The following is a 24,868-nucleotide window of genomic DNA, read 5'->3' on the forward strand; positions in this document are numbered from 1 at the left end:
CGCTGAAACGACAAAACCCGCCGTCCCGAGTGATCGGGGCGGCGGGTTTTTCTTTGCTCAGGCTACAGCGGCGCCTCAGCCTTCACTTCCAGATTGTCCAGCACCCGGTTCACCGCCAGTTCAGCCAGCATGATCAACTGCGCAATCCCCAACAGCACATGCCGCTGCGGCGTATCGATCATCCCGGCGAAATCACTGGCCATGGTTTTGGCCGAGGTCAGGGTTTCGCAGGCTTCGGCCAGCAGCTCTTCGCTCGGGATGTCGGGGGCGATGAGGTAGCGGGTGTTGGGTTTGAGCAGCGGTTTTCTGGGGTGGAACGGATTGAGGTAGTGATCGAGGGCGCGTTCGGCGGCTTCGTGGAATTTCTTGGAGTCGAGGGTTTCGTAGGGCGAGGTTGTGTCGGTTTCGGGTGGGTTTGGCGTGGGTTTGATCATGGTGAAGCTCCTTGAGAAATGGAGCCGTCATCCATCGCTGCTAAACGAAGAGGGTGGCGGCTGAACGCGGGTTAGCAGACCAGGCTCAAGGATCCCGGCGCACCGAAGTGCCCCACGTCAGCCGCCATGACAAAACAATGGCGACACCAACGTGCCTTGAAGTTAACCGGGCTGCTAAACCCGATCGCTGCTTTTCAGCGACCGCCAAACAATAGAACCCGCTCCCAAGGCGCACAAGCCGGCGGATTCTGGCTGATGCGTAGGCATCGGCGCAAGGACGCGTAGCCTGAGTCAGTCACCGATCCCGTTTGTTAAACATTTCTGTTTATGCCGTTCTGCCGGATGGGTGGCGGTGTTCAATCTCCGACGAGCGGTAGCAAAACCTGTAATTTCTGACAGTAGCCAGCGAATGTGCAACGCCGTTAAATCACGTCAGAGCAACGAATCCTCAACCTGCAGATAACGTGCAGTTGTTCAGGGAGCGTGGCCATTTCGTGAGAGGGCGTCTGTAATGCCGATTACTCAAGACCAGATCGACCCTGTAGTTCCAGAGCTGGAAAAACCCAGGGTTCCCGCCATTCTCAAGGATGAGAACGGCGATGAAAGTCCCGATGGGCTGCTGCCGCGCAGTGCCTTGAGCGATGATTTGCAAGTGATTGTCCCCAACTGGATACCGCCCCCCGTCGCTGATCCCGTCTACATCCTTTCCATCAGTTGGGTGCTGGAGGGCGGACTGTTCACTCCGGTGTACAAAGAGACATTCGATACGCCGGGTGAGAAGGTCTTGAAAGTCCCGCGGGACAAGCTGGCGCATGGCATTTACGCCTTGTCCTACGAGTTGAATTACGGTGGGAACAAGCAATATTCCTTTAATACTCGAGTGACGGTCGATCGGCAGCCCCCGAATGATGGGCAAACCGGCGATGCCTTGGTCATGCTGAACGTTCCCGGCGACCTCACCGATGACTATCTCACCCGCTTTGGCGAGGTCAGGTTTCAAGTCCCGTTTTATGTGGATGCCATGGCACGGGACCGTTCGATCCATTTCCTGACCGACAACGACAACCCGCCGGACTCCGAGCAGGAAATTGGTGAGCAAGTATTCAGCCAGCAGGACATCGATCTGAGGCAACTGATCATCACGATTTATGAAGCGGACATTCGGGCCAAGGGACACGGCCAACGTTTCTTTTATTACATGTTGCGGGACTGGGCCCGCAACACCGGACCGCGCTCTACTCTTTTGCCGGTGTTCGTCAATCTGAAACCCGGGCCCGGCAAACTCAAGCCGCCACGTGTGCCTTTGTCGGCCAGGGGATTGATCGACCGCGAGCATGCCCGCGAAGGGGCTACGAATCAGAAGGCTGTTACGGTCGAAATCGATAACTATGACAATCCGGATGCTTCCGACAAGCTTTTGATCCGGTGGAATGGTCATGATCTCGCACCGCTCGATGTCGATCCTGCGAAGCCGGTACAGACCGCGACCGTGCCCTGGTCAACACTGACGGCCGACGGGCTCGGTCCCATGGACGCGCGTATCGACTACCGCGTCAGTCGGGGCGGGACGCCGACGCCGCCGTCACCGGAAACAACCGTGCCCTTCAACTTTACGGTCGCGGGTCAAGACCACCCCGACGCACCTGCGCTGTTGAATACCAGGCTGGCGAAGGTCGAGATTTACGGAGCCGTTTCAAAACAGCTGAACAAGCTGCTTCCCGATGACTACGAATTGCCCGCCGAAGGGCGCCTGGCACTGCATGACAACCCTGAGCCAGGGGAAAAAGTCTTACTGTACTGGGGAACCATCAGTGCACCCGTCGCGAAGTATGAGGTTCAGCCCGGTGATACGGCCGGGACAGTAATTCTCTTCAGTATTCCTTGGGAGTTTATCGACCAGGACAAGGAAAATCCGGCGCTGCCTGTGCGGTACTTCACCGATAACGGTGTGAACCAGCAGTTGGCCCCGACAACCCCGGTGAACGTGGCAATCATCATCATCAGGAATCTGCCCGAGCCGACCTTCCCCGATGGCGGGCGGGAAGGGGTACTCAATTGCTGCGCCAACCCACGGTTGTGGGTGCATGTGAAAGTTCATATCGAGGGTAATGACGCGTTCGACGAGGATGATGTTGTCGACCTGAGTTGGCAAGGGTGTCAGGGCTCCAACGGCACTTCTCCTATTTCGGGCGTCGCGCACTCTTTCGAAACGACGCTGACTCTTGATCAGGCACGCAATGGTTTTGACGTGTTGGTGACGGACTATCAAAAGCTGATTGCACCCATGGTCAATAACGGATCGGCGCTCTGTCGTTACTTTTTGAGAAAGAGCAATGGTGGACGGGGAGAGTCAAGGCCGGATTTCGTGCTTATCAATAGAACCATGCCCAGCGGGGAAATCTGTGGGCCGGATAATGATCTTTGTGATCAGTGATTTCGCCGAAGGGGCAAGTGTTTCAGGAAGTTGGTGCGTGTAATAACTGCTGATGCGCACAGTCGTGCCAATGCAGTGTTTTTTGATTTGCGGTTGGTTCCAGGTGTTCTGGCACGGGGCTGCAATACCCTTTGTCATTTAATCAAGTCATTGAAAGGATGAACAAGATGAACAATGTCATTAAGTTGACCCCGGTACAAAGTCGTGAGCGTTATTTGAGTATTCTCCGAAATTCACCGAAAGCGGAGTTTGAAGCGCCTGTGCTGGATGATGACAATCCTCTGCTGCCTGATGAGGTGGACGATGATCCGAATCAATTGCACAAACAGTATCAGGGTTTTGCATTGAAAGTGACTGTCCTCAGGTTCGACGGGGCTGACGATGATCCTCCCGTTGATGGGTATATAAATCTGACTTGGGATGGCACTCGGCAAGGCCCCCGGTACACCTACACAACCCCTATTGCTGCTGGGGACATTCCAATGGTATTGCCAGCAGGGCTTACGAATGTCTCAGGCCCCCACATGTTGAGCTATGTACTCAATCATGGCGGGAACACTAAAGATATTCCGGATCTGCTCATCAATATCGACACTACGCTACCTGATGTCAGCGGTCTTGTTACTCTTCCTCCGGAGGTGGAGGCAAACGGCATTACCAAGCCTTATCTGGATGCCAACGGTTTTGTCCTGATTACCATGCCAAAGGTCGCCGATATAAAAATAGCGGACAAGTATGAATGTTATTTTGGCTCGACATTTCCGACCCCGGTATTCGTAGGGGAATTTATTGTTGTCGATCCTCTTGATGCCGTTACCTTTAAGCTGACCACCGCAATGGTCGGAACTGAAGAGGGTGAGAAAGCGATTTTTTACTATCGTACGGATCGGAAAGGTAACCGAAGTCTAAATTCGCCTTTCAAACGAGTGAACGTAACAGTGACGGACCCTCCAAAGGATTTGGAGGATCCAAGTATTCCGCTGCTTGATAACGACACGGCACCGAAGAAGATTGACCTCGCCGACGCTCGGATGCGCGCAGGAGTGGGGATCATCGATAAGTACGAGAATTTTTTGGATGGTGATGAACTTGAGGTCACCGTCGATGGCGTTGTAGTGCCAGCACAAAAAATCGCTGGCTTCCCAACTTATGTACCGGTTCCTTATTCGTACTGGCATAACGGTGATCTCGGAGATAAAACCATTAAGGTCAGCTATCAAATAAAACGTGGAGAGATTCGACATCCTGCCAGTAATCCCCCCGAAAACGCCACTGTAAGAGTCGATCTGCGCCGGGCAGGGGACGGCGAAGGTCCAGAAGATCCAAATCCCAATTTTCGTCCAGTCGATGTTCAAGGGGCGGGCGGCAATCCGATCAACGTTTTGACGGTGCTGGACAAGGATGAGGATGTTGACGTAAAAGTGGCCGCTTACCCGGGTATCAAGGATAAGGATATTGCCACTCTGATCTGGAACGGGGTTGAAGTAAAAGACGCTGAAGGCGGTGTTCTTCTGTTGGATGGTACGGAGACTGAGCTAAATTGGACAATTGAGTGGTCAGTTGTAGACGCTGGTGGGAACGGCACGGAAGTTCCAGTGACTTATAAGGTCACCAATCCTGATGTGAACGATAACGAAGAGCGCTCAATGCCACGGGATGTAGATGTGTTCATCAGACCGGGGAGTGTGCCTCAGGCAACCTTCCAGCATCTCGATCCGGATTTTGATTATTTGAATTGCCCTTCGTTGCAAAGCCATCCAGTGCTTATAAAATGTATCGAAGTTTTTGTTCCGGGGGGAGAGCCGCAACTGGAAGGTCAGACGTTGACTTTTACTTATCAGGGCTACAGTGATTCCGCTGGTAATACTGTGATACCGAATAATAAGGAAGAAGTTAAATATCAGCCGGATTCTTCGGATGTGCAAAATGGTTTTACCATACGCTTTCCGTATGAGCAGTTTCTTAATACTGGAAATGCATGGGGGGCGGTGAGTTATAACGCCGTGATTGATGGGCGGCCTACACCTTCAGTGCGTCACCTGGTCAGGGTGGTCATGAGGAATGGTGATACGACACCTTGCAGTATTTGAAAAAAACGGGAGGCTGTTGCCTCCCGTTTTTTTATAACATTAGTGTCAGGGATATTTCTTCCTTGCTTATCGGACTTTTCCTACATTTTTTTGTGAGGAATCCGATTAGCCTCCGCGCTCTATTTTTTCACGCAAATGCATTTCGCAATTTCGCACAGGTATATCAGAGGTGGGTAAGTCATGAGAATATTTGGCGGGCGGCTTGAACGTCTTTCTGTAAAAAACGCGTTGAGTATTCTGATGGTCATGCCAGCCATTTCCATTTCCAGCGGCGGCATACTGGCAGCCACCATTGTCGATAACACGACGCTGGATATCGATTCGACGACAACGCCGATCGATTATCTGGTGCGCAACAACGGTGTGTTGAACGTCAATGGTGCCATCACCCAGTCAATTACCATTCAATCCGGATCGACACTGACCATCAATGGCGCCACGGTCGTCAGCAATCCTGGCGTCGAAGGCATTCTGGTCACCAGCAGCCGGGGCACCATCAACCAGGCCAATGTGACCAGCGACGACATCGGTCTGGCCGTCAACCGATCTTCGATTGCCGCTGGCGGCTCCACTGTGGATGTTTCCAACAGTCAGATCCGTGGTGATGTTTTCGGTGCGCAAGTCACGGGGCTCAGCACTTTGTCGCTGGCCAATACGCAAGTGACCGGTACTGGCAGCAATGGCATTGGTGCGAATCTTCTTGGCGGCGCGCTGAACGCCTCCGCCGAGACTGTCATCACCGGTCAGGCGACAGGCGTGCGCATGGTCAACGACACGGAGAATGTCGGCGCCCGTTCGCTCTCGCTGGATAACGCCACTGTACGAGGGGTCAATGGCTCGGCAGTTCTGGTTGATCGCGGTACCAATGCCACTGTCAATCTGTCTAACGGCGCCAGCCTGCTCGCCGGGAACAACAACTTGCTCGATGTCCAGGGCGCGTCCACCGCTGCCATGACCGTCGCCAACAGCACTCTGCAAGGCAACATCAACATCGCCGGCAACAGCACCGGCAACCTGACGTTCGATCAAGGCCGCATGACCGGTGATGTGCTGGTCGAAAACGGTTCGACCGCCAACGTCACCCTGCAGAACAGCTCGCAATTCACCGGCCGTCTCGACAAGGTCAATGGCGTGTCCGTCAACGGCGGTTCGATCTGGACCCTGACTGGCAACGACACCGTAGGAACGCTCGCCATGAATGGCGGGACGGTTCGTTTTGGTGCGCAGGATGTGCCGAATACCTTCTACCAGTTGAATGTCGGTACGCTCGCCGGTTCGCCGGATGGTTCCAGTACTTTCGCCATGAAGGGCAACTTCGCTACGGGGCAGCATGACGTCCTCAACGTTACCGGTGTGGCAACCGGACAGTTCGGTTTGCTGGTGGCGGCGTCGGGCCTGGATGCGGTGAATCCGCAGCAACTGACCCTGGTGCACACGGCCGCGGGCGATGCGCACTTTGCACTGACGGGCGGGCGAGTGGATCTCGGTACCTGGTCCTATGACCTGGCCCAGCGACCGGGAGGAACGGGCGGCACTGAGTGGTTCCTCGATCCGACCACCCAGGTGATCAGCCCCGGCGCCAGTGCGGTACTGGCCTTGTTCAATTCTCCGATGACCCTGTTGTACGGCGAAGCCAGCTCATTGCGTAGCCGCATGGGCGAGTTGCGATTCAATGGTGGCCAGTCGGGCGCCTGGGCACGCACCTATGGCAATCAGTACAACGTCGCCGAAGGTTCCGGTGTGGCGTACCAGCAGAACCAGCAAGGGATTTCCCTCGGTGCCGATGCCCGGGTGAATGACAGCAATGTGCTGGTGGGCTTGATGGGTGGTTACAGTCAATCAAAACTGAGTCTCGAACACGGCACCTCAGGCACGGTCGACAGTTACTACTTCGGGCCCTACGTGACGTGGATGGACCGCGACACCGGCTACTACGTTGACGGTGTGTTGAAATTCAACCGTTTCCGCAACGAAGCCAAGGTCGGTTTGAGCGACAGCACACGTGCCAAGGGCGATTACGTTAATTGGGGCGTCAGCGCATCGGTGGAAGGCGGTCGTCATATCCAGTTGAGCAACGATTACTTCATTGAGCCGTTCGTTCAGTTTTCGGCAGCGCAGATCCAGGGCAAACGCTTCAGCCTGGACAACGACATGGAGGCCGATGGCGATCGTACCCGCTCATTCCTGGGCAAGGCTGGCGCCACGTTCGGGCGCAATTTTGATATCGGCAACGGTGCTGTTGCGCAACCTTATGTGCGTGCGGCCATTGCCCATGAGTTTGCCGATGACAACAAGGTCGAGGTCAACGAAAACAACGTGTTCAACAACGATCTATCGGGCTCGCGGGCGGAGTTCGGTGCCGGTTTGGCGGTGGCCATGTCGGAGAAGTGGCAGGTGCATGTCGATCTGGATTATGCCAATGGCAAGGATATCGAACAGCCTTGGGGGGGAAATGTGGGGTTGAGGTATAGCTGGTAAGCCACGATCCCGAATATCAGGAAACCGCTACTCTTTTCAGGGAGTAGCGGTTTTTTTGTATCCGGCTTTTATGCGCGTCGTATGCCGAAGCCATCGGCAGTACCACCTCCAATGCCGATATCGAGTCGTGTATCAGTCTGACCGGTAGCCGGGAAGATCACCATCCGTTTGCCGATGCCGCCTGAGTCGGACGCCCAGCACCAGCGCTCAATGGTGCGTCGACCGCTGTAGTTACTGATAAAGGCTCGCCATTCGGCCAGAGTAGGAATTCTTCCTCCCATACTGGCCGCCGTGTTTGCACATACGGTGTAGGTATTGAAGTGGCCTGTGCCAAACAGTCTTTCCACGTTTGAAGTGGTGACGGTGTAACTGGCGGTTTGATTCGCATTGTCCGTAACGGTGATGGTTGCTGAACCGTTGCCCTTGGAAATGACGCGGCCGCTGCTGACGTTGACTTCTGCGACGTTGGGGTTACTGGAGGCATATCTGTAGGGAAGCACGCCTCCACTGGCCGATCGGTCACCAAAGGCGCCGGCAGGAGGGTTGGTAGGGGTGTCGTTATCCCTGAAGTGCCAGGCATTCAGACTCATAGTGGCTGGATTGATGGTCAGTGGCGGGATTGGTGAATTGACCGTGAAACTCCGTGCATTTGACGGTTGTCCGGTCGTCACCGCCCGTGCAGTGATGGTATGTCCGCCGAGTCCTACTGCCAGCGTAGTGGTCCATATGCCGGTGTTAAGAGCAGTCGCAATGTGTTTTGGCGTGCTTCCATCGTAGATCTGGACATCATGCAGAGGCGTTACCCGGCCTTGCAACGTGACTGAAGTGTCTGTGGTCGCTCCATTGTTCGGCAGTTCACCACGGGAGTCTCTTACTGAATCGAGTGACGGGGCGGTGTGAACTGCGACGGTCAGTCTCCGTGCCCCTGAAGTCTGGCCCGCGCCGTACAGTGCTTTGGCGGTGAAGCTGTGCGCTGCCACGCTCAACCCCGTAAGGTCTTTGGTCCAGATGCCGGTGGATGGGTCCGCTGTGGCGTTCCCTTTGCTGACGGCCCCGTCGAGGATCTCCACCTGCTGGCCCTTGCTGGCAGTGCCTGTCAGTTTCACGGTTGTGTCGACGGTGGTGCCGCCATCTGGAATCACGGTGCCTTTGGAATCCTGGGCGTTGGTGATGGTCGGCGCTGCCGCCGCAGTCACTGTCAGTGTCCGTGCCCCGAAGTCTGGCCCGCGCCGTACAGTGCTTTGGCGGTGAAGCTGTGCGCTGCCACGCTCAACCCCGTAAGGTCTTTGGTCCAGATGCCGGTGGATGGGTCCGCTGTGGCGTTCCCTTTGCTGACGGCCCCGTCGAGGATCTCCACCTGCTGGCCCTTGCTGGCAGTGCCCGTCAGTTTCACGGTTGTGTCGACGGTGGTGCCACCATCTGGAATCACGGTGCCTTTGGAATCCTGGGCGTTGGTGATGGTCGGCGCCGCCGCCGCAGTCACGGTCAGTGTCCGTGCCCCTGAAGTCTGGCCCGCGCCGTACAGTGCTTTGGCGGTGAAGCTGTGCGCTGCCACGCTCAACCCCGTAAGGTCTTTGGTCCAGATGCCGGTGGATGGGTCCGCTGTGGCGTTACCCTTGCTGACGGCCCCGTCTAGGATCTCCACCTGCTGGCCCTTGCTGGCAGTGCCTGTCAGTTTCACGGTTGTGTCGACGGTGGTGCCGCCATCTGGAATCACGGTGCCTTTGGAATCCTGGGCGTTGGTGATGGTCGGCGCCGCCGCCGCAGTCACGGTCAGTGTCCGTGCCCCGAAGTCTGGCCCGCGCCGTACAGTGCTTTGGCGGTGAAGCTGTGCGCTGCCACGCTCAACCCCGTAAGGTCTTTGGTCCAGATGCCGGTGGATGGGTCCGCTGTGGCGTTCCCTTTGCTGACGGCCCCGTCGAGGATCTCCACCTGCTGGCCCTTGCTGGCAGTGCCCGTCAGTTTCACGGTTGTGTCGACGGTGGTGCCGCCATCTGGAATCACGGTGCCTTTGGAATCCTGGGCGTTGGTGATAGTCGGCGCCGCCGCCGCAGTCACGGTCAGTGTCCGTGCCCCTGAAGTCTGGCCCGCGCCGTACAGTGCTTTGGCGGTGAAGCTGTGCGCTGCCACGCTCAACCCCGTAAGGTCTTTGGTCCAGATGCCGGTCGATGGGTCCGCTGTGGCGTTCCCTTTGCTGACGGCGCCGTCGAGGATCTCCACCTGCTGGCCCTTGCTGGCAGTGCCCGTCAGTTTCACGGTTGTGTCGACGGTGGTGCCACCATCTGGAATCACGGTGCCTTTGGAATCCTGGGCGTTGGTGATGATCGGTACATCCACGGCGGTCACGGTCAGTGTCCGTGCCCCTGAAGTCTGGCCCGCGCCGTACAGTGCTTTGGCGGTGAAGCTGTGCGCTGCCACGCTCAACCCCGTAAGGTCTTTGGTCCAGATGCCGGTGGATGGGTCCGCTGTGGCGTTACCCTTGCTGACGGCCCCGTCGAGGATCTCCACCTGCTGGCCCTTGCTGGCAGTGCCTGTCAGTTTCACGGTTGTGTCGACGGTGGTGCCGCCATCTGGAATCACGGTGCCTTTGGAATCCTGGGCGTTGGTGATAGTCGGCGCCGCCGCCGCAGTCACGGTCAGTGTCCGTGCCCCTGAAGTCTGGCCCGCGCCGTACAGTGCTTTGGCGGTGAAGCTGTGCGCTGCCACGCTCAACCCCGTAAGGTCTTTGGTCCAGATGCCGGTGGATGGGTCCGCTGTGGCGTTACCCTTGCTGACGGCCCCGTCGAGGATCTCCACCTGCTGGCCCTTGCTGGCAGTGCCCGTCAGTTTCACGGTTGTGTCGACGGTGGTGCCGCCATCTGGAATCACGGTGCCTTTGGAATCCTGGGCGTTGGTGATGGTGGGTGCAACCGCCGCAGTCACGGTCAGTGTCCGTGCCCCTGAAGTCTGGCCCGCGCCGTACAGTGCTTTGGCGGTGAAGCTGTGCGCTGCCACGCTCAACCCCGTAAGGTCTTTGGTCCAGATGCCGGTGGATGGGTCCGCTGTGGCGTTACCCTTGCTGACAGCCCCGTCGAGGATCTCCACCTGCTGGCCCTTGCTGGCAGTGCCTGTCAGTTTCACGGTTGTGTCGACGGTGGTGCCGCCATCTGGAATCACGGTGCCTTTGGAATCCTGGGCATTGGTGATAGTGGGTGGAACAGCTGCTATCACCGTAAAGGCACGGATCAGGCTGGAAACCGGGTCCGCTGGATATAGAGCGTGGGCTGTAATGTGATAATCCTTGATCTGGAGGTTGAGCAGGGGCTTGCGCCAGACGCCATCGGCATCAACATCAGCATTGCCGTGCGAGGTCGAGCCATCGAAAATCTCGACCGTCTCATCTCGGGTCGCAGAGCCTTCGACAGTTACCTGCTCAAAGAAAGTCTCGCCACCCTCTGTAACCTCCCCATTGGCGTCAGTCACATGGGTGATTTTCGGCGTCAGCCAGTCGTATCGGGTTCTGATCGTAAGCGGCAATCCCGGGAGCTCAATCGCATCGTCTTCTTGAGCGCTGCCATCGAACGAGACTTTGCAAATCACGTTTGCCGGTGTGGAATGCCCCAGCTTCATTAACTCGCTTCGAGGCAGCACTTCATTCAGCCCGCTGCTGAATTGCGCGGGAGTGATTTCCACGCCATCGAGCATCCGGATGATGTAGTCGCTGCCTACCGCTGTCTTGCCTTCCAGCCTCAACCAGAGGCGTTGCTTGAGCGCAATGTAAGGCCACTTGGCAACGAGCGTTGTGGCATTCCCATTGAACGTCATCAGATCCAGGACCCGGTTATCGTCTGACTCAGGTACTTGAGGGCGAGGCAGATCGTTTTCGGGGTCGTCGAATCCCGTGACTCTAAGGCCCAACGACTCTGATTCTGTCTCGTGGCCATAGCGGCGCACGAAGTACTTCACGTCCACGTTTTTGTTGATGTTGGGGCCGATAACCGTTGAGGCCAGATGAAAGTCCACACTGCCACTGCTGTGTCCGGGAAGTTCAGGAACTGTTGGTGTGCCGGCACCGGGGGTCCCGACCCAGAGCAGGCGAATGGTGTCGAGGGCCGGGTCCATACTGTCGTAGCTGACTTTGATGTCCACACCGTTCAACCCGTCCATGGGTTTGAGTACGGCGTTCGGTGCCTGTTTGACTTGTGGCGCTGGCAATTCACCTACCAGCGACCCGATCAGCAGATTGAGTGCGGCGGAGTGACTGTATAAACCTGTGGACGCGTGCTTGAGCGAGTAACGCACTCTGACGTACTGCCCGATACTGATCGTGACGAAGTTCGCGGGCACTCGAAAACGCAGCGGTTTACCGGCGCTCAGCGAGGTGATGGGCACCCAGTCGCTGATGCTGCCGAACGGATGTGACCCTTGCCAGTACCAGGTCACGATGTCGTCTTTTTGGGTCGGTGGATTTTCGATATAGATGTGGACGACATCGAAGACTTTGGAAGGGTCGAGCACATCGGGGTTTTTGTCGGCTTCCTCCACCTCGGGCCTGGGCAGTGTCGCGGTGACGGCTTGCACCTTGACCAGCAGATGCTCTGAATCACTGACGCCATAGAGCTCCGGCTTGTCATTGAACACGGTGTACCAAAGATCGAGTTTGCCCTTGTCGAGCACGCTGATGTGCTCTTTGTCGACGTAAGCAGTGAAAAAGCCTTCTTTTGCCTCATTGTCACTGACGGTATGAGTGAACTCATGGACATAGGGCTGACCGTTGGACTTTTCACCTATCCAGTGACCGGCGACCAGATCGCCATTGGCAATGGTCAAGTACTTGATCCGTACCGTGGCGTAGGATCTGTCCGACTCGAGTATGTCGCCCAGCAACTCGACAATCTTCGGTGCGTCCGGCATCGAAACGTCACCCACCACGTCGGCGAATTCGCGTTTGGAGGATAACGGCGGACTTGCGTCCGCTTTCGTCAGCACGTAGGAGGCATCAGCCCGGCCCATGGCGATGGCGCGGACTTGCGCGTACGGCACCTTGAATTCCATGACACTCGGAATGTTTTCCACCGATTTGGTTTCGGTGTGAATCAACGGCTTGCCAGTGAAAGGGGTGCCAATCCAGGTCATTTTCACTGAGTCGTTCAGCGCGAAATCCGAGCCCTGGATATGGACTTGGACCGTGACGTCCTCCTTGTTCAAGTTGATGATCGTGATGATCCCATTAACCGATTGCTTGATGATCGGTGCAGCCAGACGCCAGGCGCCGGCGTCCACGGCGATTTGTGTGCGTTTGGAGTGCCGGGAAGACCAGTTCCATAGTTCATCGTGAGGGTCGTACTTGATTTCCAGTGCCGCGCTGTCGCCACCGGCCAGAATGTCTTCCTGTTTGGCGACGATCACGATGGGTTCCTTGCCCTCTGCCTGAGCTTGCGTGACGAGAAGAGGTGTCAGGGTATGACTGCCCCAGCGCATCAGAATCCTGTCTCGCACCCTGATTTCCGGGTAAGCAGGAACCGTCAGGGGAACCCCTTTTTTTGCCCAATCCGCGTCGATCAATCCCTGATCGATGATTTCCTGCGGCAGTTGCGCGATGCGCAGTTCGGAGTGCCCGATGGGTAGATGAGGTTCCCTGTCTCGGCCACCGGGTCTGGTGAGTTTGACAAAAAACAGCGACACCACAGAGGGATCGTCCGGCGTGGTGGCGCCGAATCGGGTCAACTCATAAAAGCATTCATGTTGACCGGGAGTGAACAACTCCTTGGGCAGGTAAAAGAACAGGTGTTTGTCTTTCTCTCCCGGTTCAACCTTTCGGGTGAGCACCGGAACGCCGTCCCAATGAATAACACTTTCATCACCCTCCAGCATGTCGAGGTACGCCACAATCACGCTCAGCACACCGCTGTCACTTCCCGACACCACCTCAATATTGATCCCGCCATCCACGCCCTCGACTGGTGTGACTGCGCCGCTGATCTGCATGGGCCGAAGCGCCAGGGTGACGGGCTGGTCGAGATCAGGAAACAAAAGCGGACTGTGGGTGAGCATGACGAAACTCCTGAAAGAGCACGCATTGGGATCGCAGACGGTTTTTTATTGAACCTGAGGGAAGGAGGGAGAGGTACTGTCAGATCTGACAGGGGCAGGCTGGTTTGCGACGAGCGGTCCGGGCTCACGGTGTTTCCCGCCAACAAGTTGGTCTTGCGGATCGAATTCGAACCCGTGGCCATGCGCAGCGCAGTGTCAGAGGATAAGCCGCAGGAGCTGACAACTCCTTGAGGATCAGACCCTGCGGCTTTGAAAAGTTGAGCGTTGAGCGGTTTCCGGATCGGTGGCGGCCTGGCTGACACTGCCGAGCAGCGCCAATGCGAGCAACAGACATCTGATTCGCAACGTGCTTTGCATGGCGATCTCCACAAGTTTTTGGTCGCCGTCGCTCAAGTCTGGGAGACCCCCAGGACCTGCCAGAACGAGGCCGTGTCCTGGCTGGTGGCGTTGTCATTGACCGAAGAGCCGTTGAGGTCGTATGTCCAGGCGGTGTCGGCGCCCAGTACGTCGGCGGTCCACACCGGGTAGTTCAGCCACTCGAGGAAATCCGCGACAGGGCCGCTGTCGGGGAAATAAAGCGTCCACAGCCGTTTCGACTGGGCGAGGGTGATCGGTTGCAGCTTTGCAGCGGTACAAATTCTGGTCATGCCCTCCCAATCCGCGCTGGCACTCAGGAAGTGCACCTCCTGAATACCCTTGACAGTGAGGGGGTACTCGCGACTCTGGTTCTGGCTGTCGGTCGCGCGGATCCTGCAGGCGCCGTTGCGCAGGGCGGTGATCTCGCCCGATCGTGCATCGGCACTGGCAATCAGTGGATCGGTGCTGTCGTAGGTGTAGGGAGCCTGGCCCCAAGTGGCTTTACGGGTCATGCGCGCCGCTGGGGGAGGGGCAAGTGGCGGCTTGTCGACGGAGACGACGTAGTTTTCAGTGCTCAGATCCAGTGTGGCGTCGGCGTCGAAACCCGTCTGCAATTTCAGATCCAGGATGTCCGATGGTTCACGAGTGCTTTGGTGCAGCTGTACTTCGTAGCGAATCGGTACGATGTCATTTTCGTCGGCAACAAATTCCGAAGCGTCAACCTTGAACACGACATCATTGCCGACTGCGCCGGCGCTGATCGGCAGGTCATCGGTATAGGTATCACCGACGAACAAGAAAACGTGATCGCGGAACTTCATTGGCACCCAGGGCTTTATTCTGACGGTCGCCCCTCCGGGGGGAAGCGTTTGCGGATCCAGAATGTCGAGAGGCGCGTCGTCTACAGTTGGCGCCCGCAGATTGTTGTTGGTCTGGCTCATGTCACCCTCCGCTCAAGTCAAATAGGCGGCGCTCGGGCGAGCGCCGCACAGCAAGTCACCGTCGATGGGTGTCAGGGGGTATTGAGCCTGGCCAAACGGCTGGCCTTGAGCGCCAGACCGCGGGTGGCCGCATTGGCGTAGTACGATACCTGGCCTTTGAGCCGGTCTTGAGCGGCACTGCTGTCGCCGCCGGCGAGTGCATTGCCCCAGGTCACCACTTCGCCGTCGGAAGTGAGCGCCGTAAAAGCATGACGGTTGGCGTAGATCGCGGTGACGTTGACCAGTTTGGCAGTGACGGGCGTGGTATCTCCGCCGAGCAATGGGTCTCCCCAGGCCACCACGGTTCCATTTCTGCACACTGCCGCGAACGCTCCAGCGGTGGCGGCCAGTTGAACAAGATCGTCCCTGCCGGCGATCGGGTCAGGTATCAGGCCACCCGAATTGGCCTCGAGCCACCCGACGACGTGACCACTTTCTCGAAGTGCTGCAAACGCATTCGAACTGGCGACAACTGAGATGATATCCGTCAGGGAGCGTATTTCCGCAGGTATTGCCCCGCCATACCCTGCGGACCCCCAGCCCGCAATTTGTCCGCTTTTGAGCATGACGACAAAGGCTTGAGCATTCGCGCAGGCCAGTGTCTCGATGTTGGTCAGGCCGGCGACATCGTCGGATACGGTTCCGCCTTTCGCGGGATCGCCCCAGGCGACCACGGCGCCGTTTTCCCGAAGTGCGGCGAAAGCGAAGCCGTTGCCGATCACGTGTTTGATGTCGGTAAGGCTGGCAATCTCTGGAGGAACAACGCCGCCAAACCCCGCTCCACCTCCCCAGGCCATCACTTGGCCTGTCGCTCTGAGGACGGCGAAAGCATCTCCGGCTGGCGTCAGTTCGACTGCATCTTTCAAGGCCAGGATTTCGTCAGGCGGGTTTCCGCCTTTGGCAGCGGTGCCCCAGGCATGGACTGTTCCATTGGTTTTGATGCCCGCAATAGCCACGCTGTTGCCGGCGAGCTTCACGAAGTTCTGAGGATCAACGGTGCCCATTTCTCCACCCTGACCTGCAGTCCCGGCCCATGCCACGGTGAAGTTGTTGGTGCGAATCACCGCGTAGGAGCTGCCAGAACAAGCAATCCGGGCAATATCGGTGAAGGTCTGAAAGGTTGGCGGGATTTTCTGACCATTCAATGGGTTACCCCAGGCTGCCAGATTGTTCCTGTCCCGCAGCGCCACGAATGCCCCGTCATTGGCGGGAGTGCCCGGGCCACCGGTGCCAAATATGTTCACTCTGTTCAGGGTGACCTGGTCGTCGCTGGTGCGAACTTGCAAGGGGGCATAAGGGTCGGTATCAACCCAGATCTTCGCTTTCGTCCAGGTGCTGTCTTCAGCATATTTCCACTCTGCCTCTACCCGTTGCCGGGTGTCTGCGTTGAAGGCGGATATGAGCCAGCTGGAGCTGGTCTCCCGATAAATCCCCTTGTTGTAGCGGGCTCCCATGACTTGCAACTTGCCACTGCCAATCACCTTGCGCACATCGTAAACCGTCGGGTTGGAGGGGCCATCGGTTCCGCCGGCCTGGCGTTTGATTTTGTAGCTCAAGGCGATGTCCCTGCCTTCGTTGGCGTTGATCACGCTATGCGGCACCTTGATCACGGCCAGCTCTTTGTCGGCCTGCCCGGACGTCACTGTATGCGAATACGTGGTGGTGGTTTGACCCTCTACCGTTACCGTGATTTCGTCGTCTGTCTTCAGCAGGGCGGTTGCCGGTATCACCACCGTTGCGCCGTTCGGGTGAACATCATCGGGATTCAACTGATCCTTTTGCGGTCCGGTCGCTTCTTTGAAAGTGGCGTCTGGCGGTGTGAACTCCGTCGTCTCCACTCTCAGCGGATAATCCTCCCCCGGGGTTTGGCCACCCTCGAACAGTGTCACGTGATAACTGATCACCACATTCTTGTTCAGGCAGGCCTGCACGATGGCATGGTCAACCGTGAACTCAACGGGTTTGCCCTTGTTGTTTCCGCTGATGGCTTTGTCGTCCTTGTGCACTGTCACGTTGTCCGTCGTGGCCCACTTCATATAGAAATGATCGCCGGCGTTCTCTTGCCGGTTGGCGGCAATTTCGACGGTAGCCCCGTTCGGGACTTTGGATGGATCCAGTATGCCGTCAATGGCTTGCAGTACCTTGGCTGGATCCAGCAGTTGTTGGTCTGCCTTGCCGACGACGAAGGTCAGGGGATCGGAATAGCTGGTGATGTCGGTTTCGTTGCGCAAGATCCGGTAAGTGGCCGTCACTTTTTTTCCGCGGTTGGGCTCAATGTGCTCTGCTACGAATTTGGCATCCAGTGTGAAGTTAACGTCCTTGTCGGCCGAGAGGGCGTTCAGGACGACGAAGTCTTCCTTCTTGCCTGTGACCTCGGCATCCCAGGTATAGGTCACTGTGTCGCCAGACTTGCTTGGCGTACCGGTGGGTCTTGGCGCAGTGAATTTACTGGCGCCTGCGGGCAAATCGCCGGGTTCGAGTTCACCATTCTGCTCTCCCAGAACGATGGGCTTGACCAGTTCAAACTGCGGTTCGCCGACATTCACGGAGGCAGCAGGCCGGGAACGGCGCCTGATGATTTCACCGCCTTTGTCCATCAGCAGTGTGTAGGACGCGACGACTTTTCCGCCTTTGAGGGTGTGAATGTGTAAGCCGTCGACAGTGATGACAAAACCTTTTGGGTTGTTCACCTCGGACGGATCCGGGAAATACCAGTCATCTTCGAAGCTGGGATCATAGGGTTTGCCATCGGGACGTGTGCCGAACCATTTGATTTCGATTGCCATACCGACTTCAATGTCCGGGTTGTGCGGGATTCGCAAAGGGGTACTCGCGAGGTCGTCGGGAATCGCACCGTTTTGTGCATCGTCGAGAATCGGGGCGGCCAGTTGATCGGCTTCGCCCACAATCTGCACGAACTGGCCTTTGGATCGAAGCGGATCGGTGCTGCCATCGCGTTTCAGCTGGTAAGAGAAAGTGGCTTGGGTTTTTGCCAGCTTTCGCGCATCCGGGGTCTGGATTACCAACTCGTAGGCGTGTGGCACGTTGTCGATCTTCTTCAAGGGCGCCACGGCTTCGATCGGATCGCCCTCTACCGTGGTGCCGCGCATCTTCAGTTCGATGTCGTCGTCAAGCTTGAATTCTGGGACTCTGGCCACCACTTGAACGATGACGTTGTCGTCACCCAGTGTCTCAAGATCAAGCACGTTGTTGATGGCCCGGTCGACAATAGGCGCGGGCAGAAGATCTGTGCTCAACGAGACTACGATCCGGGTTTCCGTGCTCCAGTCTTCTGCAACGTTTTTCGCTATGTCCGTCACAATGAAGGCCACACCAAGGCCCTTTTTATCGCTGTCGCCGGCGCATTCGATGATTGCTTTATCCACCACGATTTCGATTGGGTTGTTGTCGGGGTCATTGATCTGCTCGGCGGTCAGCGGTGCGGATTTTTTGGGATAACCGCCCCAGGTAATCTCCGCAATATCGCCGACGGCGGCATTGGGGTAAGGCGGGGCGGTGCCGGACTCGGAACGGATGATGATCGGCACACCCGCCTCTGCTATGTCCTTATCCACGACACCGTTGACGATTTTCGGATCGATATACATAAACAGCTCAGAGTGGCCGGGGCCTGGCAACGTATCTTGCCCCCCCGGAATCTCGAGTTTTTCGTATATTTCGGTCGGCGGAGTCTGGGTTTCCCACGCTTGATTGAGTCGTTTGACTCGGTAATTCAGGGTATGCGAGCCGGTCTTGGCGTGCCGGGGGGGGACGAACAGCGTTACGCGCTGGTCCACCTCGGCGGCATCCCTGATGGTGGTCTGAGCAACGACATTGCCATCCTTCAACAGTTCGACGTCGTCACCGATGCCCATCTGGCTCCATGGCCAAATGTAAGTCTGCAGTCCTTGTTCGGGGTGTACCCCCATCGCCGCGGCCCGATTGATCGCCCACTCACCGGAAGGCAGTGGTTCGGGTTGCTTGTCGGGGATTTCCAGCTCGGCAAGCGCTCGGGTGGCAACTCTTTTCGCAGGTTGTTTCAACATGGCGGACACTCCTGTCGAGGGATGGGCGACGGAGTGATTTAAGGATTGAAGTCGATCGCTTGGCTACTGTCAGATCTGACAGGTGAGCAGGGTTTTTCGACGAACGGATGCTGAGCGCTCAGCGCTTGTGCAGGGTTTTCTGTCGCAGAATGTAGACCGTCACCAGCACCGCACTGGTCAGCATGAACCCCCGCGCCCACGGCAGTGGCACCAGATAGCAGGAAAACAGAATGCTCGGCCACATCAGCCCGATCGCGTAGACCTTGCCCTTGAGCGGAATGCCATTGCCATCAAGATAATCGCGGATCCATGGCCCGAGTCGGGGATGCTCGACAAGCCACTGATAGAAACGCGGGGAGCTGCGGGCAAAGCACGCGGCTGCCAGCAGCAGGAAGGGAGTAGTGGGGAGAACAGGCAGGAAAATCCCGATCACCCCCAATGCCACGCTCAGCCAGCCAATGGCCAGCATGATGTAGCGCACCATCAGGGGGCGGTTGCCTATGGGGTTGTCCATAGGCCGGATCTTAGTGGTGACGTGGCTTGAGGATCGCCGGTTTTTCGTCGGGCGCCTGGCACAGCAGGTACAGTGCGGTCAGGGCTTCCGGGATCTGCACGATCATGTCGTCCATCAGGTTGGCATCCTTGGCGATGTCTTCGAACTCGGGCTGTTCGTCGAACAGGCCCGAACCGACCATGATCGGCAGGAGCATTTCGCTGACTTCTTCTTCGGCGGTTTCGAACCAGGCCGCTTCGCGCAGGAACACGCCTTCCATGAAGCCGATGCACCAGCCGCGCAGTTCGGAATCGTCCGGGTCGTCGCCCAGGTCCAGATCGCAGGGCAGCTCGAATTCTTCATCGGAGGCCAGTTGGCGGGCGATGTGGGCCTTGAGGCCGATCAGTGTGGCTTCGATCTCTTCGCGCTGGGCTTCACTGCTGTAATGCGGCTCTTCGGCGAACAGGGCGTCGATCCACTCACGATCGGGGACCACGTCAGCGCAGATCGACAGCGCAGTCAGGTAACCGTGAGCGGCCACGTAGTCCAGCGCCTCTTCATGCAGCTCGTCGGCGTCGAGGAAGACTTGCAGGCGGGTTAGTTGCTCGGCGAAGGACATTAAAGGGCTACCTTGGGGGAATAAACAATGCGGGAATTCTAGGCCTTCTTGAGCCCTCAAGCCAGCCGCACGGCAGATTTGCCCGCACAAGCTTCTTATCGGCGGTGCCCTTTGCCGGGGAGGGCTCGGGTATACTGCCGCGCTTTGCGATCCCTGCCGGTGTCGCGGCTGAATCTGTACGGCGTCATGCAATGCGCCCTTACGTTTTGTTTAAAGCAGCCTCGGCTGACTTGAACCAGCCTGTGCAGGGATGTTTCGGTAGATTTTTGGAGTTTTTATGCTCGAACAGGCTCAACGCGTCCTCAAGGACATCTTCGGCTACGACAGTTTCCGTGGCCGTCAGGGTGCAATCATTGAGCGCGTGGCCAGTGGCGGTGATGCCCTTGTCCTGATGCCGACCGGCGGCGGCAAGTCCCTGTGCTTCCAGGTGCCGGCGCTGCTGCGCGACGGCCTGGCGGTGGTGGTGTCGCCGCTGATCGCGCTGATGGACGATCAGGTCGCCACCCTCGAAGAGCTGGGCGTGGCGGCCGCCGCGTTGAACTCCACATTAAGCGCCGAACAACAGCGCGACCTCGCCAACCGGATCAAGCGCGGCGAAGTGAAGATGCTGTATCTGGCGCCCGAGCGTCTGGTGCAGCCGCGCATGCTGTCGTTCCTGCAAGGCTTGAACATCGCCCTGTTCGCCATCGACGAAGCGCACTGCGTGTCGCAATGGGGCCATGACTTCCGCCCTGAATATCTGCAACTGGGGCAGTTGGCGGAAATGTTCCCCGACGTGCCGCGCATCGCCCTGACCGCCACCGCCGACAAGCGTACCCGCGAAGAAATCGTTACACGTCTGCATTTGCAGAACGCCGAACGTTTTCTCTCGAGCTTCGACCGGCCGAACATCTTCTACCGCATCGTGCCCAAGGAGCAGCCGCGCAAGCAGTTGCTGGCGTTCCTTGCCGAGCGGCGCAGTGACGCCGGCATCGTCTACTGCCTGTCGCGCAAGAAGGTGGAGGAGGTGGCCGCGTTTCTCACCGAGCAGGGTTTCCCGGCGCTGCCGTATCACGCCGGTCTGCCCAACGATCTGCGCGCCTATCACCAGAAGCGCTTCCTCAACGAGGAAGGTCTGATCATGGTCGCCACCGTGGCGTTCGGCATGGGCATCGACAAGCCCAACGTGCGTTTCGTCGCTCACCTCGACCTGCCGAAATCCCTTGAAGCCTATTACCAGGAAACCGGACGCGGTGGCCGCGACGGTCTGCCGGCGGACGCGTGGATGGCCTACGGGCTGCAAGACGTGGTGATGCTCAAGCAGATGCTGCAGAACTCCGAGGGCGACGAGCGCCACAAACGTCTGGAGCAGCACAAGCTCGACGCCATGCTCTCGCTCTGCGAAGAAACCCGCTGCCGCCGGCAGGCGTTGCTGGCGTACTTCGACGAAGACATGCCCGAGCCGTGCGGCCACTGCGACAACTGCATCGACGGCGTGCAGACCTGGGACGCCACCGAGCCTGCGCGTCAGGCGCTGTCGGCGATCTATCGCACCGGCCAGCGTTACGGCGTCGGCCATCTGGTGGACGTGCTGCTGGGCAAGGACAACGAAAAGGTCCGCAGCTTCGGCCACCAGCACCTGTCGGTGTACGGCGTCGGCAAGGCGCTGAATGAGAGCGAATGGCGCTCGCTGTTCCGCCAGTTGGTGGCCCGTGGTCTGGCGGATGTCGATCATGAAGGCTATGGCGGCCTGCGATTGAGCGATACCTGCCGGCCTTTGCTCAAGGGCGAAGTGACCCTTGAACTGCGCCGCGACCTCAAACCACAAATCACCGCCAAGAGCGGCAGCAAGAGCCAGGCCAGTCAACTGGTGCGTGGCGAAGAGCGCGAACAGTGGGAAGCCTTGCGCGCCCTGCGGCGCAAACTGGCGGAAGAACACGGTGTGCCGCCATACGTCATCTTCCCCGACTCGACCCTGCTGGAAATGCTCCGCAGCCAGCCGACCTCGCTGGCGGACATGGCCCGGGTCAGCGGCGTCGGTGCGCGCAAGCTGGAGCGTTACGGCGAGGCCTTCCTCGAAGTGCTCGGCGGCGAGGCCGAGGCGCCGAAAGTGGTGGCCGACGTGCGCCACGAACTGATCACCCTGGCCCGCGCCGGAATGACGCCGTTGCAGATCTCCGGTCAGTTGCAGTGCTCGGAAAAGAACGTCTACACCATGCTCGCCGAAGCCATCGGCAAGCAGCAGCTGTCGCTGGAACAGGCGCTGGATCTGCCGGAAGACCTGATGGGCGAAGTTCAGGATGCGTTCCTCGACGGCGAAGGCGAGTTACCGTCGGTCGCCGAAGTGGCGGAGCTGTTTGCCGGTCGTGTACCGGAAGGTGTGCTGTATTGTGTAAGGGCTGCGTTGCAATCGGAATTCGAAATGTGAGCCTGGGCTTACACAAACCGTTATACAGATGTAACGATTCAGTACAGGGCGGCTCTTGCCTATAGCCAAATGTCATGCTTAGCTGACTAATAATTAGTTTTTCTCTATTTCTTCAGCCTAACCATGAGTGTTTTATGCCGTTAACCGATCAACACCGCTTTGGCATGCAACTGGCCCAGATGTCCCGTGGCTGGCGTGCCGAACTGGATCGCCGGCTGGCCGGCCTGGGGTTGTCCCAGGCACGCTGGCTGGTGCTGCTGCATCTGGCGCGTTTCGAAGAGGCGCCGACCCAACGGGAGCTGGCGCAAAGCGTCGGCGTCGAAGGGCCGACCCTTGCCCGCCTGCTCGATAGTCTGGAAAGCCAGGGCCTGGTGCAACGCCAGTCCGTGATGGAAGACCGTCGGGCAAAGAAAATTGTGCTGTGTGCTCCGGCCCGCCCGCTGATCGAGCAGATCGAAACCATCGCCACGCAACTGCGCAAGGAGTTGTTCGAGGGCATCGATGAGGCTGACATGAAGGTGTGCATGCGGGTTCACGGGCACATTCTGGCCAACCTGGAAAAATCTTGAGGCACAACGACGTGCCGTTTTTTTGAGGGATCGTGCTGGGCAGACTATAAGAACTACTGGGCAATATCGTGTTCGTACCGGATGTGCGAACCCATAGAAGTCGGTTTTGCTTATTTAAGGGATGCTCATGCTCGACAGTCGGCACGTAGTACTGCGTTGCGCCCATTCGCTGCTGGTGGCCGGTGTTCTCACCTGGTCCACGGCATCACTGGCGCTGGGTCTCGGTGATATCACCGTGCATTCAGCGCTCAATCAACCGCTCAAGGCCGATATCGCCCTGGTGGACGCCGCAGGGCTCAGCGCAGGCGAGCTCTCGGCCAGCCTGGCCTCGGCGGACGAATTCGGCCGTGCCGGGGTCGAACGGGTGTTCTTTCTCAACGACCTCAAGTTCACCCCGATCCTGCATGGCAATCGCAACCTGATCCGGGTGACATCGACCAAACCGGTCAACGAACCTTTCCTGAATTTCCTGGTGCAGCTCAATCAGCCCAACGGCCATGTGTTGCGCGAATACACGGTGCTGATCGATCCGCCGGGCTCGCCGGGCATCGTGCCGGCCACCGACGAACCTGATGTCCATGCGCAATCTTCGGAGTTTCCAACGCCCGAGGCGCCCGCTGCCACTACCCGGAGCAAGCCTGCTGCAGTACCGGTAGCGCCGGCGCCTCAAACGACTGCGGCCAGCGACGCGCAAGCGGAACAGCTGGCGGCCAGTGTGCTGCTGAACCAGCAACTGCAGAAAACCATCGATGAGCTGAACCTGAAGCTTCAGGCGCAAGACGTGCAGATCGCCGATGGCAAGAAGCAGTTGGCCGATCTGCAGACGCGTCTGGCAGCGGCTCAACAGGCGCCTCCGGCACCCGCAGCCCCGGCGGCGCCTGCCTCGGTTCCGGTCGCTGCGCCGGCGGAGGCTCAAGACGACTCCGTCAGTTGGCCATTGCTCGGTGGATTGCTGCTGTTGCTGGGAGGGCTGGTGGCAGGGCTGATCCTGCGCCGCCGACGTCAGCCGGCAGAAATTCCGGAAGGGCCAGTACGCGTGCTGCCGCAGCGTAGCGAGCCAGAACTCAATGACAGCGAGAAAGCTCGTCCTCATGCAGCCCATGGTGCCGTGGAGCATCGGGACGAGCAGGCAACCGGCGATGTGCTGGAGGCCGTGGGTATTTATCTGGCCTATGGACGACTGGGCGAGGCGCTCGGCTTGCTGCGCGACGCGCTGAAAAAAGAACCGGAGCGCATCGATCTCGGTGTGCAGTTGCTCGAGGTGCTGGGACGGCAGGGCGATCAGGCGGCGTATGACGAACAGGAAAACCACTTGCGCCAGCTCGGTGTCGAGGACCCGCGGTTGCACGAGATTCGCGTCCGATATCCGAAACTGGCCAGGACTGAACCGTTGGCTGCGGCGGCCCCGGTCATTGCCGCGTTACCCGTTGAGCAAGCTGCCCCCATAACTCCGCTGGCCGAAGATGATTTCGAGCTGAATCTGGAGCAACTGTCGATGGATGCCAGCTGGGATCTGGAAGACAGTCGCTCGGCAACGGACCCGCTGTCCTCGGCGCCCTCGGCACTTGGCTCGAGCCTGCAAGTCTTGCCGCAGGATTTCGACTTGCCGCAAACCACCAGCGATGACGTTGAAACGACAGAGCTGGAGTGGATCGCCGAGCCGGATGTGCAGCCGATAGACGACGATTTTCTCAACGAATTTGGCGATCCCGGCCAGTCACTGGCGCTGGAACCGCTTGATCTGCAAGCCGCGGAGCCCGAGCCGGATCCCGCTCAGGCCGTCAGCGCCGGCAAGCTCGAACGGGCCCAGACCTGCATCGATGATGGCGACCTCGACAGTGCGATCGCCTTGCTCAATGAGCTGCTGAAAGAGGCCGATGAGCCGCTCAGGCAAACGGCCCGAACCCTGTTGGCCGGGATTCGCTGAT

Annotated in this window: 15 protein-coding genes; 6 read left to right on the forward strand and 9 right to left on the reverse strand. The window is 58.2% G+C overall.

Annotated features, from left to right (window positions below; all coding sequences use genetic code 11):
- Positions 1-62 precede the first annotated feature (62 nt).
- Entirely contained in the window at positions 63-434 is a 372-nt protein-coding gene (locus C6Y56_RS07400; protein ID WP_169429337.1) for a DUF6124 family protein, read from the reverse strand.
- Between the two features lie 511 nt (positions 435-945).
- On the opposite strand from C6Y56_RS07400, the gene C6Y56_RS07405 reads away from it, so the two are divergent.
- From C6Y56_RS07405 to C6Y56_RS07415, 3 genes are all read left to right on the forward strand, one after another.
- Positions 946-2,868 carry a hypothetical protein gene (locus tag C6Y56_RS07405; RefSeq protein WP_169429338.1) on the forward strand — a complete coding sequence of 641 codons (1,923 nt, stop codon included), beginning with the start codon at positions 946-948 and terminating at the stop codon, positions 2,866-2,868.
- A 167-nt stretch (positions 2,869-3,035) separates the two neighbouring features.
- Positions 3,036-4,958 carry a hypothetical protein gene (locus C6Y56_RS07410; protein ID WP_169429339.1) on the forward strand — a complete coding sequence of 641 codons (1,923 nt, stop codon included), beginning with the start codon at positions 3,036-3,038 and terminating at the stop codon, positions 4,956-4,958.
- A gap of 240 nt (positions 4,959-5,198) precedes the next feature.
- Positions 5,199-7,436, forward strand: coding sequence for an autotransporter outer membrane beta-barrel domain-containing protein (locus C6Y56_RS07415; protein WP_249314383.1), 2,238 nt, complete (start codon positions 5,199-5,201; stop codon positions 7,434-7,436).
- 68 nt (positions 7,437-7,504) lie between these two features.
- Here the strand turns inward: C6Y56_RS07415 and C6Y56_RS07420 are convergent, their stop codons facing one another.
- From C6Y56_RS07420 to C6Y56_RS07450, 8 genes are all read right to left on the reverse strand, one after another.
- Positions 7,505-8,632 carry a hypothetical protein gene (locus C6Y56_RS07420; protein WP_169429341.1) on the reverse strand — a complete coding sequence of 376 codons (1,128 nt, stop codon included), beginning with the start codon at positions 8,630-8,632 and terminating at the stop codon, positions 7,505-7,507.
- 2 nt (positions 8,633-8,634) lie between these two features.
- Positions 8,635-9,207 (reverse strand): hypothetical protein, encoded by a 573-nt coding sequence (locus tag C6Y56_RS07425; RefSeq protein WP_169429342.1) that lies wholly within the window; start codon positions 9,205-9,207, stop codon positions 8,635-8,637.
- Between the two features lie 2 nt (positions 9,208-9,209).
- Positions 9,210-13,469 (reverse strand): Ig-like domain repeat protein, encoded by a 4,260-nt coding sequence (locus tag C6Y56_RS07430; RefSeq protein WP_169429343.1) that lies wholly within the window; start codon positions 13,467-13,469, stop codon positions 9,210-9,212.
- Between the two features lie 234 nt (positions 13,470-13,703).
- Positions 13,704-13,826, reverse strand: a complete 123-nt coding sequence (locus tag C6Y56_RS29375) for a hypothetical protein (RefSeq protein WP_283241416.1) — start codon at positions 13,824-13,826, stop codon at positions 13,704-13,706.
- 32 nt (positions 13,827-13,858) lie between these two features.
- Positions 13,859-14,767 (reverse strand): hypothetical protein, encoded by a 909-nt coding sequence (locus C6Y56_RS07435; protein ID WP_169429344.1) that lies wholly within the window; start codon positions 14,765-14,767, stop codon positions 13,859-13,861.
- A gap of 71 nt (positions 14,768-14,838) precedes the next feature.
- Positions 14,839-18,852 (reverse strand): RCC1 domain-containing protein, encoded by a 4,014-nt coding sequence (locus tag C6Y56_RS07440; protein WP_169429345.1) that lies wholly within the window; start codon positions 18,850-18,852, stop codon positions 14,839-14,841.
- Positions 18,853-18,970: 118 nt separating this feature from the next.
- Positions 18,971-19,366, reverse strand: coding sequence for a YbaN family protein (locus tag C6Y56_RS07445; RefSeq protein WP_169429346.1), 396 nt, complete (start codon positions 19,364-19,366; stop codon positions 18,971-18,973).
- A gap of 10 nt (positions 19,367-19,376) precedes the next feature.
- On the reverse strand, positions 19,377-19,964 hold the full coding sequence (locus tag C6Y56_RS07450; protein WP_169429347.1) for a YecA family protein: 588 nt from the start codon (positions 19,962-19,964) through the stop codon (positions 19,377-19,379).
- A 277-nt stretch (positions 19,965-20,241) separates the two neighbouring features.
- On the opposite strand from C6Y56_RS07450, the gene recQ reads away from it, so the two are divergent.
- The 3 genes from recQ (at position 20,242) to C6Y56_RS07465 (ending at position 24,867) form a co-directional block, all read left to right on the forward strand.
- On the forward strand, positions 20,242-22,371 hold the full coding sequence (recQ, locus tag C6Y56_RS07455) for a DNA helicase RecQ (RefSeq protein WP_169429348.1): 2,130 nt from the start codon (positions 20,242-20,244) through the stop codon (positions 22,369-22,371).
- Between the two features lie 134 nt (positions 22,372-22,505).
- Positions 22,506-22,940 carry a MarR family transcriptional regulator gene (locus C6Y56_RS07460; RefSeq protein ID WP_065260957.1) on the forward strand — a complete coding sequence of 145 codons (435 nt, stop codon included), beginning with the start codon at positions 22,506-22,508 and terminating at the stop codon, positions 22,938-22,940.
- Positions 22,941-23,067: 127 nt separating this feature from the next.
- The gene (locus C6Y56_RS07465; RefSeq protein ID WP_169429349.1) at positions 23,068-24,867 is read left to right on the forward strand and encodes a FimV/HubP family polar landmark protein; all 1,800 of its coding nucleotides are present in this window, start codon (positions 23,068-23,070) and stop codon (positions 24,865-24,867) included.
- The last annotated feature ends 1 nt before the right edge of the window (position 24,868 follow it).

This window comes from Pseudomonas fluorescens (genome assembly GCF_012974785.1).
GTDB lineage: Bacteria > Pseudomonadota > Gammaproteobacteria > Pseudomonadales > Pseudomonadaceae > Aquipseudomonas > Aquipseudomonas fluorescens_BT.

What these genes read in the sequence shown, in the direction of transcription:
- C6Y56_RS07400 (WP_169429337.1), bottom strand. Translation starts at nt 434, where the DNA reads ATGATCAAACCCACGCCAAACCCACCCGAAACCGACACAACCTCGCCC.
- C6Y56_RS07405 (WP_169429338.1), top strand. Translation starts at nt 946, where the DNA reads ATGCCGATTACTCAAGACCAGATCGACCCTGTAGTTCCAGAGCTGGAA.
- C6Y56_RS29375 (WP_283241416.1), bottom strand. Translation starts at nt 13,826, where the DNA reads ATGCAAAGCACGTTGCGAATCAGATGTCTGTTGCTCGCATTGGCGCTG.
- C6Y56_RS07415 (WP_249314383.1), top strand. Translation starts at nt 5,199, where the DNA reads ATGGTCATGCCAGCCATTTCCATTTCCAGCGGCGGCATACTGGCAGCC.
- C6Y56_RS07440 (WP_169429345.1), bottom strand. Translation starts at nt 18,852, where the DNA reads ATGTTGAAACAACCTGCGAAAAGAGTTGCCACCCGAGCGCTTGCCGAG.
- C6Y56_RS07410 (WP_169429339.1), top strand. Translation starts at nt 3,036, where the DNA reads ATGAACAATGTCATTAAGTTGACCCCGGTACAAAGTCGTGAGCGTTAT.
- C6Y56_RS07450 (WP_169429347.1), bottom strand. Translation starts at nt 19,964, where the DNA reads ATGTCCTTCGCCGAGCAACTAACCCGCCTGCAAGTCTTCCTCGACGCC.
- C6Y56_RS07435 (WP_169429344.1), bottom strand. Translation starts at nt 14,767, where the DNA reads ATGAGCCAGACCAACAACAATCTGCGGGCGCCAACTGTAGACGACGCG.
- recQ (WP_169429348.1), top strand. Translation starts at nt 20,242, where the DNA reads ATGCTCGAACAGGCTCAACGCGTCCTCAAGGACATCTTCGGCTACGAC.
- C6Y56_RS07430 (WP_169429343.1), bottom strand. Translation starts at nt 13,469, where the DNA reads ATGCTCACCCACAGTCCGCTTTTGTTTCCTGATCTCGACCAGCCCGTC.
- C6Y56_RS07460 (WP_065260957.1), top strand. Translation starts at nt 22,506, where the DNA reads ATGCCGTTAACCGATCAACACCGCTTTGGCATGCAACTGGCCCAGATG.
- C6Y56_RS07465 (WP_169429349.1), top strand. Translation starts at nt 23,068, where the DNA reads ATGCTCGACAGTCGGCACGTAGTACTGCGTTGCGCCCATTCGCTGCTG.
- C6Y56_RS07445 (WP_169429346.1), bottom strand. Translation starts at nt 19,366, where the DNA reads ATGGACAACCCCATAGGCAACCGCCCCCTGATGGTGCGCTACATCATG.